The organism is Providencia sp. JUb39 (genome assembly GCF_012272845.1).
Classification (GTDB): Bacteria; Pseudomonadota; Gammaproteobacteria; order Enterobacterales; family Enterobacteriaceae; genus Providencia; species Providencia lanzhouensis.
In genome coordinates, this window is record NZ_JAAWXD020000001.1 from 3,681,199 (window position 1) to 3,693,286 (window position 12,088).

General features: G+C 41.1%; 10 protein-coding genes. 4 read left to right on the forward strand and 6 right to left on the reverse strand.

Annotated elements, in window-relative coordinates:
• The first annotated feature begins 6 nt into the window (after positions 1 to 6).
• Complete coding sequence (locus HFU86_RS17115; RefSeq protein WP_132496452.1) at positions 7 to 564, forward strand: NADPH-dependent FMN reductase; 558 nt, start codon at positions 7 to 9, stop codon at positions 562 to 564.
• A 75-nt stretch (positions 565 to 639) separates the two neighbouring features.
• On the opposite strand, the gene potD is transcribed toward HFU86_RS17115, so the two are convergent.
• The 4 genes from potD to potA all read right to left on the reverse strand — a co-directional run bounded on the left by potD (position 640) and on the right by potA (position 4,568).
• Entirely contained in the window at positions 640 to 1,689 is a 1,050-nt protein-coding gene (gene potD, locus HFU86_RS17120; protein WP_036949237.1) for a spermidine/putrescine ABC transporter substrate-binding protein PotD, read from the reverse strand.
• A 119-nt stretch (positions 1,690 to 1,808) separates the two neighbouring features.
• Positions 1,809 to 2,612, reverse strand: a complete 804-nt coding sequence (potC, locus tag HFU86_RS17125) for a spermidine/putrescine ABC transporter permease PotC (protein WP_036949236.1) — start codon at positions 2,610 to 2,612, stop codon at positions 1,809 to 1,811.
• Positions 2,609 to 3,472: a spermidine/putrescine ABC transporter permease PotB gene (gene potB, locus HFU86_RS17130; RefSeq protein ID WP_036949234.1), complete on the reverse strand. Its 864-nt coding sequence runs from the start codon at positions 3,470 to 3,472 to the stop codon at positions 2,609 to 2,611. Before potB ends, potC begins: the two co-directional genes overlap by 4 nt.
• Positions 3,459 to 4,568, reverse strand: a complete 1,110-nt coding sequence (gene potA, locus HFU86_RS17135) for a spermidine/putrescine ABC transporter ATP-binding protein PotA (RefSeq protein WP_108479516.1) — start codon at positions 4,566 to 4,568, stop codon at positions 3,459 to 3,461. Before potA ends, potB begins: the two co-directional genes overlap by 14 nt.
• 816 nt (positions 4,569 to 5,384) lie before the next feature.
• Here potA and HFU86_RS17140 point away from each other — a divergent pair.
• The gene (locus HFU86_RS17140) at positions 5,385 to 7,031 is read left to right on the forward strand and encodes a fumarate hydratase (RefSeq protein ID WP_132496450.1); all 1,647 of its coding nucleotides are present in this window, start codon (positions 5,385 to 5,387) and stop codon (positions 7,029 to 7,031) included.
• Positions 7,032 to 7,101: 70 nt separating this feature from the next.
• Here the strand turns inward: HFU86_RS17140 and HFU86_RS17145 are convergent, their stop codons facing one another.
• Entirely contained in the window at positions 7,102 to 8,454 is a 1,353-nt protein-coding gene (locus tag HFU86_RS17145) for a polysaccharide deacetylase family protein (protein ID WP_187129717.1), read from the reverse strand.
• A gap of 272 nt (positions 8,455 to 8,726) precedes the next feature.
• A complete protein-coding gene (gene araD / locus HFU86_RS17150; RefSeq protein ID WP_108479519.1) occupies positions 8,727 to 9,425 on the reverse strand; it encodes an L-ribulose-5-phosphate 4-epimerase in 699 nt (232 codons plus the stop codon).
• Positions 9,426 to 9,962: 537 nt separating this feature from the next.
• Here araD and HFU86_RS17155 point away from each other — a divergent pair.
• Positions 9,963 to 10,775, forward strand: a complete 813-nt coding sequence (locus HFU86_RS17155; protein ID WP_165906944.1) for a DeoR/GlpR family DNA-binding transcription regulator — start codon at positions 9,963 to 9,965, stop codon at positions 10,773 to 10,775.
• A 239-nt stretch (positions 10,776 to 11,014) separates the two neighbouring features.
• A complete protein-coding gene (locus tag HFU86_RS17160; protein WP_036949290.1) occupies positions 11,015 to 12,007 on the forward strand; it encodes a substrate-binding domain-containing protein in 993 nt (330 codons plus the stop codon).
• Positions 12,008 to 12,088 lie beyond the last annotated feature (81 nt).

The following is a 12,088-nucleotide window of genomic DNA, read 5'->3' on the forward strand; positions in this document are numbered from 1 at the left end:
TTGATTATGTCCAATCAGTATAATATCGGTGTGGTTGTGGGTAGTTTACGTGCTGACTCTTATAATCTAAAAGTCGCTAAAGCCATCACTAAATTATTCCCATCTAATTTCACCTTTAAATTTATCAACATTGCCGATTTACCTCTCTATAACCAAGAAGCCGACCAAAATGTTCCTACGGTAGTCGCTAATTTTAAGAGCCAAATCAAAGCGTCAGACGGTATTATCTTCGCAACACCGGAATATAACCGCTCAATGCCAGGTGTATTAAAGAATGCGATTGACCAAGGCTCTCGCCCTTGGGGAGATAACTCATGGGATGGTATTCCTGCGGGAGTATTAGGGGTTTCGATTGGTAATATTAGCACCGCAATTGCCCAACAACATTTACGCAATAGCCTCGCATTCCTCAATATGCCGACAATGAATCAACCTGAGTGTTATTTAAAATGGTATGACGGCATGGTGGATGAGCAAGACACTATTTCCCCAAAAAGTAAGGATTTCTTGCAGCCTTGGGCAGATAACTTTGCCAAATTTGTTATCCATAATCGCGCGCGTTAATTACTGATTTAACATACAAAAAAGGCATCACCAAGGTGATGCCTTATATAATATATTCGTCAAACAAAACCGATATTAGCGCCCTGCTTTTAGCTTTTGGAAATACTCTTCATACAGGATATTGGTATTCCCCACATCGCTTTGCCATTCCCCTTTTTTCAATACCTCTTCCGATGGATACAGAGATGGGTCATTGGCGATTTCCGTAGGCAGTAATTTTTTCGCTTCTAAGTTTGGTGTCGGATAACCGATAGACTCTGCCACTTGCGCCGCAATTTCAGGGCGTAATAAGAAATCAATAAGCTTGTGCGCCCCTTCCACGTTCTTCGCATTGGCAGGGATAGCTAAGCTGTCCATCCAGAAAATACCGCCCTCTTTTGGCCATACAACTTCAATCGGTAAGCCCGCTTGTCTTGCCACAAATGCCGAGCCGTTCCACAGCATACCGACATCCACCTCACCTTCAATATACGGAGTGGCAGGGTTGTCTGAGTTAAATGCCAGAATATTTGGACGCAATTTTTGCAGTTCGTTATAAGCTTCTTCAATCTGCTTTGGATCCGTAGTATTGCCAGAATAACCCAGCTTTGTCAGCGCCACTTGGAACACTTCGCGGGCATCATCCATCATCAGTAAGCTGTTTTTGTATTCCGGCTTCCAAAAATCTGCCCATGAAGTGACGGACTTAGGATCAACCGCGTCACCATTAATTCCAATCCCTGTTGCGCCCCAAATATAAGGCACTGAATAATCGTTATTTGGGTCAAATTCTTTATGAATAAGGTTTGGATCGAGGTTTTTAAAGTTAGGCAGTTTTGTCTTATCAATCTTTTGCAGCATGCCTTCTTTGCTCATTTTGTCGATAAAATAAGTTGATGGCACCACTAAATCGTAAGCCCCTTCTTTATAGGTTTTCAATTTAGTGTACATGCTTTCATTGGATTCATAGGTGGAGTAAATCACCTTGATCCCAGTCTCTTTAGTAAATTGCTCTAATAAACCGGGGGGAACATATTCTGTCCAGTTATAGAAATACAGTACGTTTTTATTATCGTCAGCGGCAGTTGCCGTGCCAATGCTTGCAGCCATTAAACCTGCGGCTAGCAGATAGGACCATTTTTTCATCACTGATTTTCCCTCAACAAAGTGCTTTTTATCTATCTTCATAGGCTCAGTTAAAGCCTACCCTCTCGCCTGATGGCATGGAAAGATGGGGTGCCCAAATGACACCCACCAAGTACAACTTAACGTTTTGATGACTTCGCGACGGCATTTTTACCGTGTTTATCGCGCATAACCCACTGGCTTAAACAGACCAAAACCAGCGACATCAGCAACAAGACCGTTGCCAGTGCATTCACTTCTGGGGAGACCCCTACTTTTACCATTGAGTAGATTTTCAATGGTAAGATTTCATAGCTTGGTCCCGTCACAAAGGAAGAAACCACCACATCATCCATTGATAAGGTAAAGCTCAGCAGCCACCCTGCGACAATCGCAGGCAGCGCTAATGGCAGAATGATTTTCCGTAAAATGGTAAATTCACCAGCCCCGAGATCCCGCGCCGCTTCCAACATTTTCACATCAAAGTCTTTCAATCTCGCGTATACCGTCACCACCACAAAAGGCAGGCAGAAGGTGATATGTGAAAATAACAGCGACCAGAAACCTAATGAAACGCCAAGGATCATAAACAGGACTAGCAATGAAATCGCCATCACAATATCAGGGGACATCATCACCACAAACAGCATTCCACCGACAAATGGCTTGCCTCTAAAACGATAACGAAAGAGAGCAACGGCGGTTAATGTGCCGATAATTGTCGCAAACGTCGCTGAAAGTACCGCCATGGTTAATGAATGCCCTGCCGCTTCAAGCAGGCTGTCATTATTGCTCAGTAACTCATACCATTTGGTCGAAAAACCTTGCCACTGAATACCAAAACGCGATTCATTGAATGAGTTCACAATCAAGATAATGATTGGAATATAAAGATACGCGTATATGGTGGTCATAAAGCCACCACGCAAAATACGTCCTATCATTCTTCATACGCCTTTTTATTCAAAAGCTTAGCAGCTCGGTAGTACACATACAGCAGCAGCCCCATCATCACCGTGAGGAAAATACTGGTTGCCGCCCCAAACGGCCAATCGCGAATGTTCAAGAATTGGCTCTTAATGACGTTACCAATCAGCAGGTTTTTCGCCCCACCCATTAAATCCGCCACGTAGAACAGCCCCATTGCTGGCAGCAACACTAATAAGCAGCCCGCAATAATTCCCGGCATGGTCAATGGAATAATAATCTTCACAAAAGTTTGGCATTTATTAGCGCCCAAGTCCCGCGCCGCTTCTAAGTAGGATTTATCCAGCTTTTCAATACTGGAATAGAGCGGCATCACCATAAATGGCAATAAGATATAGATTAAGCCCAATACCACCGCTTCTGGGGTGTACATCAATTTCAGCGGCTTATCGATAATGCCAATCCACAGCAAAAAGTCATTCAAATACCCTTTGGTACTTAAGAACACTTTTAAGCCATAAATACGGATCAATGAGTTGGTCCAAAATGGCACAATTAGCAGAAATAGCATCAGCGGTTGGATGCGCTTAGGCAGCTTCGCCAAAATAAACGCAAAGGGGTAGCCGATCACAAGGCAGAAGAAGGTGGCGATCAACGCCATATTCAACGAATGCAGCATCACTTGGGCATACATCGGGTCTGACAGACGGATGTAGTTGTCCCAAGTAAACACCAGATCCACCAGATTCGTATCACTGCGCGTGAAGAAACTGGTGCCAATGATCATTAAGTTTGGCAGAAAGACGAAGAGTAACAGCCAAGCGACGACACCCGTGATAATCACATTCTGCAAGATTTTATGCTTACGAATGATCATCCAGAACTACCTCCCAGCTTTCAACCCAAGTCACAGCAACTTTTTGGTTAAGGGAGTGGTCGACATCAGGGTCATCTTCGTTAAAGAACTCGCTGACCATAATAATTTTGCCATCTTCCATCTCAACCACTGAGTCTAACGTCATGCCTTTATAGTTACGTTCACGCACGTAACCGATCAGCCCAGGGTGATTGTCAGCGTCATTGACTTCTTCAACGCGTAAATCTTCAGGGCGCAATAAGACGTTTAAATGCTGACCTTCTGTGACCGGTAAATCGGTGAAAATATCACATTCATGCCCTTCAACGTTAGCACGAATACGTTGTTCATCAATACGATGTAATACTTTTGCATCAAAAATATTGATTTCACCGATAAATTGAGCAACAAACAGGTTTTTCGGCTCTTCGTAAATTTCACGCGGCGTACCATCTTGCTCAATTTTCCCTTCACGCATCACAATGATACGGTCAGACATGGCCAGTGCTTCTTCTTGGTCATGAGTCACAAAAATAAACGTAATACCTAGCTTGCGCTGTAAGGCTTTCAGCTCATTTTGCATCTGTTTACGCAGCTTATAATCCAGCGCAGATAAAGACTCATCCAATAACAGAACCTTGGGACGATTGACAACCGCACGCGCAATTGCCACACGTTGTTGTTGACCACCCGAAAGCTGGTTCGGCATACGCTCTGCAAAATCTGCCAATTGCACCATATGCAAGGCTTGCTCCACCCGTTTTTGAATGTCCGCTTTGGGTGTTTTTTGCATGCGCAAACCAAATGCTACATTTTCAAATACGGTCATATGTGGAAATAATGCATAGCTTTGGAAAACAGTATTCACGAAACGTTGTTCCGCAGGAATATCTGTAATGTCCTGACCATCAAGAATAATTTGACCGTCATCCACATCTTCTAATCCAGCAATCAGACGTAAAACCGTCGTTTTACCGCAACCAGAAGGCCCTAAAATGGTGAGAAACTCCCCATTTCGGATCGTGAGGTCAAGCTCAGAAATAATTTGTTTGCCATCAAAACCTTTATTTAAAGATTTTAATTCGACGAGTGGTGTGAGAGAAGTTGTCTCAGTCATTTATAATACACTCTATCCCTAGGAATAATGCAGATAGAACCGCCACCGTTAAAGACTGTTAAGCCCCCAGGAGAACCCCAGCAAAGCCCAAAACCAGTAGCGCCATTTTTAATAAAACAATAAGGGCTGCATAATAAACACTGTTAATGAAAATTGAAAGCCATTTTCAACACTTTGTTTGCCTTTCACTATGAATTTAAAACAAATAAAAGTGATTTATGATAAAAATAAGTGACATAGCCATATTTTTCATAGCTTTGTGCTTATCTATCATTTTTCATTATAGAACCAGAAATAAAAGAAACATTAAAAGAATATTAAATTCAATACGTTAAATAAAAAACCAAACCAAACTATCGATTAAGATAACTTACCCAAGTAATAATAAAAGTCCATTTTTCTTTTATTTTCACTCTGTATTTTATTTATTATCTCCAGAATGCTAACCAACCATAAATGATTAATTAATCCGCTAACCTATTAGAGTATTTATGGAAAAATTGAATGCATAAAATCTAAATTAACTGTCTCTCGATAACATGAATAACAAATAGTTAAACCCAATACCCACAATTAATTTATGTGATTAGCTTCATACTTTGAATTTGAATATTAGTTTCTTGGCAAAGTTTAACCAAAGTCATATTTTCTTTTACATCCCTTTGAATATAATGGGTAATTATTCTAATTACATTCAGACTATTATCCCTATAAACGATTATCCCGCCTGACAAAACAAGCGGCATTTAGAACAAAAAGCCTATAAATAATTTATTTCTTATATTTTCCGCTAAAATTAATATGTGAGTGAGCAAAATGGCTAATAAAGAGTTTTTTTACCAAGAACCTTATCCGCTATCTGAGGATAAAACCGAATATTACCAAGTCTCTGATAAATATGTTTCTGTAGAACAATTTGCTGGGAAGCAAATGTTAAAAATTGAGCCAGAGGCTTTAACCCTTCTTGCTGAACATGCAATTTATGAATCCCAGTTCTTTTTAAGACCTGCCCACCAAAAACAAGTCGCCGCGATTTTGCACGATCCAGAAGCCAGTGAAAACGACAAGTATGTCGCCCTGCAATTACTGCGTAACGCCGAGATTTCTGCGAAAGGTGTTCTGCCAAACTGTCAGGATACGGGAACCGTTGCCGTCGTCGGGAAAAAAGGCCAACAAGTTTGGACTGGCTGTGATGACGAAGAATACCTCTCTCGAGGCATTTATAACGTTTTCCAACACGAAAACCTGCGTTTTTCGCAAAATGCCCCGCTGGATATGTTCAACGAAGTCAATACAGGCACCAACTTGCCCGCACAATTTGATATTTTTGCCACCACGGGTGATGAATACCATTTCTTGTTTGTTAACAAAGGTGGCGGCTCTGCAAATAAATCTGCCCTTTATCAAGAAACTAAAGCAACACTGACCCCGGCTAAGTTGAAAAACTTCTTAGTTGAGAAAATGAGAAACTTAGGGACAACTGCTTGCCCACCGTATCATATCGCATTCGTTATAGGCGGTACTTCCGCAGAAACTACGCTGAAAACAGCCAAACTGGCTTCGGCAAAATACTATGATAACCTGCCAACGACAGGTAATGAGTATGGTCGTGCATTCCGTGATGTTGAGCTAGAAAATGAGTTATTAGAAGCGTCACGCCATCTCGGCTTTGGTGCGCAATTTGGTGGTAAATACTTTGCCCACGATGTGCGTGTTATTCGCTTGCCTCGCCATGGTGCTTCTTGCCCGATCGGTTTAGCCATTTCTTGCTCTGCTGATCGCAATATCAAAGCAAAAATCACCAAAGACGGCCTATGGCTGGAGAAAATGGAGCATAACCCAGCGCAATATATCCCTGAATCGATGCGACATCAGGCAGAAGGAACCGTAGTTCATATCGACCTCAACCGCCCAATGAAAGATATTTTGGCCGAGTTGAGTAAACACCCTGTATCGACCCGTGTATCCCTCAGTGGTCCACTGATCATCGCTCGCGATATCGCCCATACCAAACTCAAAGAGCGCTTAGATAATGGTGAAGACTTACCACAGTACTTTAAAGATCATATGGTTTATTACGCAGGCCCTGCGAAAAAACCTGAAGATATGGTGTCGGGTTCATTAGGTCCAACAACGGGTAACCGTATGGATCCATACGTTGACCTATTCCAATCCCATGGCGGTAGTATGTTAATGCTGGCAAAAGGTAACCGTACCCAAGCAGTAACTGACGCCTGTAAAAAACACGGCGGTTTTTACCTTGGTAGCATTGGCGGCTCCGCAGCTATTTTGGCGCAAGAATTCGTGAAAAGCTTAAATTGCCTCGAATACCCAGAGTTAGGTATGGAAGCGGTCTGGAAAATGGAAGTGGAAGGGTTGCCTGCCTTTATTCTGGTGGATGATAAAGGCAATAACTTCTTTGATATTGTGCAGAATGACACCTGCAAGAAATGCGTTAAATAAATAAAAAGCAGGGTGAACCATTTTTATTTGGTCCACCCTGCTTTATTGACCTGCCGCTATTTTCAGTTTTCTATTTATCAACGACAACGTTCTTATTCACCACATCCTGCTCGCTATTGCCTACCATCAAAGCAAATTTGCTAATCGGGTCAGTGCTGTAGGCATACAGGCGTTTTAGCGCATAAGGGTTATCACCGAGCTTGACCTTACCTTGGATGGTAGACACCGCAATATGTAAGCCCGCTTCTTTTGCCGCATCAATCGCCGTTTGGTTATAGGCGCCGAACGGGTAAGCTAAATAACGCTGGTCTCTTTCGAATTTTGCCAACGCTTTCATTGAACGTTTAAAATCCAGCATGATCGTGTGCTCTTTACGGCTAAAAATAATCGGGTTATTACGGTTATCTAAGCGATGTAAAAAGTGCGTATGGGATTGAATGTTGAAAACATCTTGGCTCTCTTTAATTTCTTGCTTACTCATAAATTGCAGAGAATCCGGATCCCATTTTTGTGGCTGAGTTTTGATACGCGAAGAGATGACAAACAGCGTCGCCTGTTGCTGGTTATCTCTTAAAATAGGCAATGCATAGCGATAAACGGATTTAAGCCCGTCATCAAACGTGAGTACCACGGCACGCCCGGGTAAATTTGCATTCTTATTTAAATAACCTTCCACATCTTCGAGCGATAATGTTTGATACCCCATCTCTTTGAGGTAATTCATTTGCTCACGAAAAGCATCAACCGAGGTTGTCGTCGAAGTATGGCGAAAGTTTTTATTTTCACTGTCCTCGAGAATATGGTGATAAGTCAAAATAGGAATGCCTTTATCAATCGCCACATCATTTAAGCGAACATAACCCAGACGATCCCCGAGGCGAATGGTTAACCATGAGGTTTTGTCCCCATCTTCATCCGTTTTGATCATTCGAGCTAACACTGGATAGCGTAGATTTTCCCATAAAGAGGCAATTTGCCGCGAATCTTCATCGGTTGCGCTGTATACCGGCGTTTTTTGGCTCGTAATCAAATAGTCATAAACCGGGTTTTTAAGATCGTTTAAACGGTCATCTTCAGGGATATTTCGAGGCTTCTTTTTGGATATCTGAGTGCTTTTAACATAAGCGAAATCATTACCAAACTGTAGGGCATTATAGTCACCATTTGGACTATAGGCGTAAAAGCCATTGTCAGGATTAATTTCTCCAACAACACGCATTTGACCGCCTACAATAGCAAAGATGTTTTCTGGCACTTTTGTCTGAATCAATTTGGGAGGTACATCCACAAGCTCCCAATTATCAAGATTGATCGCTTTTGAACCACTGATAATTAAATTATTATTTTTTATATCCGCAGCATGTGAAACAGAAAAAAGATTAACGAAAAAGGTCAAAAATAGAAAAAGTACTCGATTAGACATGTCCTTTCCACTCAGTATCACCAATACACCGCGCCAGTTTAAACCGACTTACAATTTAACCCTATACCCTGATAAAAATATTTTTGCATGGCAAAGCCACGATAATATTTCCGTGGCTGTTGTTATAGATAATTTGTTATGGATAATTGTATATGGCATTCAATAGACACTAAGCGAGTTAAAACCTTTCAATTAAATGAAAAATAAATTTATCAACTTATTAACAATAAAATGAATAGTCTTAAAATAACGTACTTAAAAAGAAATAAACTCTACTTTTGTCCGTAATATGCATTTTTCCCATGTTTACGTAAATAATGCTTATCCAGTAATTCTTGCTGCATATCGTCAATTTTAGGTGTCAATTGACGCGTAAATAAATTCATATACGCAATCTCTTCTAACACCACTGCATTGTGTACCGCATTATGAGCATCTTTGCCCCAAGCGAATGGACCGTGGCTATGGACTAATACCGCGGGAATATCCTTTGCAGAAATTCCGAGCTGTTTAAATGTTTCAATAATCACATGCCCAGTTTCTCTCTCATATTCACCCGCTATCTCACTTTCTGTCATTTTACGGGTACAAGGTATTTCACCATAAAAATAATCGGCATGTGTGGTGCCTAATGCACTTAGTGGTAAGCCAGCTTGTGCCCAAATGGTTGCATGGCGCGAATGGGTATGAACGATACCACCAATCTCGGGAAAGGCTTGATATAACGCTAAGTGGGTGTCGGTATCTGAAGAAGGCTTATATTTTCCTTCGACGACTTCACCAGTGGTTAATGAAACGACCACCATGTCATCCGCTTTCATGGTTTCATAATCCACCCCGGAAGGCTTAATCACCATCAAACCGGCTTCACGGTCTACTCCACTTACGTTACCCCACGTAAACGTCACTAGCTTATGTTTGGGTAATTCAAGATTCGCCTCAAATACTTGCTGTTTTAATGTCTCCAGCATGATTACCTCCCTAGGTGTAAAAAGATGGCGTGAATACGATATGAAAATAGCGAGTCATATCAACGACAAGGCTCTCTTTTATTCTCTATTTACTGTCGATGAATAGACGTTGTTCTGATTATTAAGGTAAACAGATTTAGCTGAATAAAAAAGTCCAACACTTTACAAATCATTAACAAAACAACATAAATCGGTCATACTCGGTCATAGTCGGTCTAACTAAAACAAAAATACGCCTAATAAAAATGCCCGAACGTGTGAAAGTTGATTAATGCTTCGTCTAGTTTCTGTCTATATACCGCCATATTTAGTGATCTAACTAACGATAAAAATGAAAAAAGAAATATATGTTTCATATAAACGTGACGAATAACTCTATAAATAGCTTTGTTTGTTTCTATCCGTTATTACATGAGTCGAGTCACGACAAAAAAAATCCATCACTGGCAGACTATTTATCGTGGAAAGAATGTTTATCGCGGAAAGAATATTTGTCACAGAAATAATAAATGCCATGGGCTGAATAGGAGTTTTGAGATGCTACAAGCTGAACGCCACCGATTAATTTGCTCCCATGTTTCTCAACATGGCTCAGCGTTAGTGCGCGATTTAGCCCAACTTTGTCACGTTTCTCAAGAAACTATTCGCCGAGATTTAACGGTATTAGAACGTGAAAAACGTTTAATTCGTAGTTTTGGTGGTGCGGTTGCCACTGAACAAGATGAAAGCCCGGTACTGAATGTGATGCCATCTTCGGTCAAACTCAGTCAAATGGTGGATGGTGCAGAATCCTTTCGTAAAAGAACGGAAGAAAACCCAGATGCAAAAATGAAAATCGCCAAAGCGGCGTTGAAGTTTATTCAGCCGGGCGACTGCATCATGATGGATAACAGCAGCACATGCTGGTTTCTGGCGAGGCAAATACCCGATATCGATATTACAGTGGTCACCAACTCCGTCAAAATCATTCAAGCATTAGCATGCCGAGATCGCGTTCGCGTCATTGGCATTGGTGGAGAATATTCAGAACGCCATGATGATTTTCATGGTCCCATTTCTGAAAGTATTATCCGTAGCTTTCAAATTAAAACGTTATTTTTATCATGCCAAGGATTCAATATTGAAACTGGCGTTCGAGATGGCAGTGAAGTTAATGCCAAATTAAAAAATATTATGATTCAGGTTTCTGAGAATTGTGTGTTATTAGCGGATAATAATAAATTAGACCAATATGCTTTTAGCCAAGTTTGTACCTTAAATGATATTAACGTGTTAATTACCAATAAACTTAATGATAAAAACTTCAAACAAGTATTTCCGAAGTTAAACATTATTGAATGTGATAAATAGTATTCAGTGTGCTCAAGAGTATTTATATCGATGATAGTCTCAGCGTAACTAAGTGAGTAAATTAAGCAATTTGTTTTTATTTTAAATAACCGAATTACACCAGGCAGCAAAGAAACCTATTAATTAAATTAACGATTAATAGAAATTAATTATATCTATCCGATTAAACAAAACATTAACCCTATGTTGATGAGCATGACTATATCTGCACATCATCTCTGAGGAATATAACGATGAATATGAAAAAATTAGTTTTACCTTGCTTAATGGGCGCCGCACTGTTTTCCAACATGGCGATGGCTGAATCACAGAAAGCACAAAAGCCATTTACCATGGGTGTTGTGGTGAAAGTGGGGGGGATTCCTTGGTTTAACGTCATGGAGCAAGGGATCACCGAAGAAGGTAAAAAACTCGGCGTTAATGCATTTCAAGTGGGTCCAACCACCGCTGACCCTGCGGAACAAGTTCGTGCAATTGAAGATTTAATCGCGAAGAAAGTCGATGTTATCGGCGTCGTTCCTAACGATGCAAAAGTCCTTGAGCCGGTATTAAAGCGCGCCCAAGAAGCAGGCATCAAAGTGATTACTCACGAATCCCCAGATCAAAAAAATGCGGATTGGGATTTCGAATTGCTGGATACCCAAAGCATGGGGGCTAACCATATGAAAGATATGGCAGCATGTATGGGTGAAGAAGGTAAATACGCCATGTTCGTGGGCAGCCTGACGGTACCACTCGTCAACGAATGGGCTGATGCAGCTATCGCTTACCAAAAAGCACACTATCCAAAAATGCAAATGGTCGATGACCGCTTTGGTGTAGCAGAATCCGTTGATGATTCTATGCGTACTGCAAACGACCTGCTGTCTAAGCATAAAGATCTGAAAGGTATCATGTCATTTGGTTCTCAAGGACCTATCGGTGCGGGTCGCGCTATCGACAAACGCCGTAAAAACGCTGAAACCTGTGTCTTCGGTACTTTCACACCGGGTCAAGGTATCAAATTGTTAGAAAAAGGCGCAATTGACGGCGGTTATATCTCTAACCCGAAAGTGGCTGGTCAAGTTTTCGTTCAAGTCGCGACGGCAATGATGAATGGCGAAGAGATCAAAACTGGCGTCAGTATCGGTGATATGGGTGAGATCAAGGTGAGTGGCAACACCATCCTCAGCGACAACCCAGTTAACCTGAATATTGAAAATACCAAAAAACTGGTTGAAGTCGGTCTGTAAGTTCGCACTACATAATAAAAATACGACAACAGTATTATTTTGTTCCACATAGTTTAAGTGACAACAGCACCCTATTTAGAT

Excerpts from the sequence above, each read along its gene's own strand:
- HFU86_RS17115 (WP_132496452.1), top strand. The coding sequence starts at position 7 with ATGTCCAATCAGTATAATATCGGTGTGGTTGTGGGTAGTTTACGTGCT.
- potD (WP_036949237.1), bottom strand. The coding sequence starts at position 1,689 with ATGAAAAAATGGTCCTATCTGCTAGCCGCAGGTTTAATGGCTGCAAGC.
- potC (WP_036949236.1), bottom strand. The coding sequence starts at position 2,612 with ATGATAGGACGTATTTTGCGTGGTGGCTTTATGACCACCATATACGCG.
- potB (WP_036949234.1), bottom strand. The coding sequence starts at position 3,472 with ATGATCATTCGTAAGCATAAAATCTTGCAGAATGTGATTATCACGGGT.
- potA (WP_108479516.1), bottom strand. The coding sequence starts at position 4,568 with ATGACTGAGACAACTTCTCTCACACCACTCGTCGAATTAAAATCTTTA.
- HFU86_RS17140 (WP_132496450.1), top strand. The coding sequence starts at position 5,385 with ATGGCTAATAAAGAGTTTTTTTACCAAGAACCTTATCCGCTATCTGAG.
- HFU86_RS17145 (WP_187129717.1), bottom strand. The coding sequence starts at position 8,454 with ATGTCTAATCGAGTACTTTTTCTATTTTTGACCTTTTTCGTTAATCTT.
- araD (WP_108479519.1), bottom strand. The coding sequence starts at position 9,425 with ATGCTGGAGACATTAAAACAGCAAGTATTTGAGGCGAATCTTGAATTA.
- HFU86_RS17155 (WP_165906944.1), top strand. The coding sequence starts at position 9,963 with ATGCTACAAGCTGAACGCCACCGATTAATTTGCTCCCATGTTTCTCAA.
- HFU86_RS17160 (WP_036949290.1), top strand. The coding sequence starts at position 11,015 with ATGAAAAAATTAGTTTTACCTTGCTTAATGGGCGCCGCACTGTTTTCC.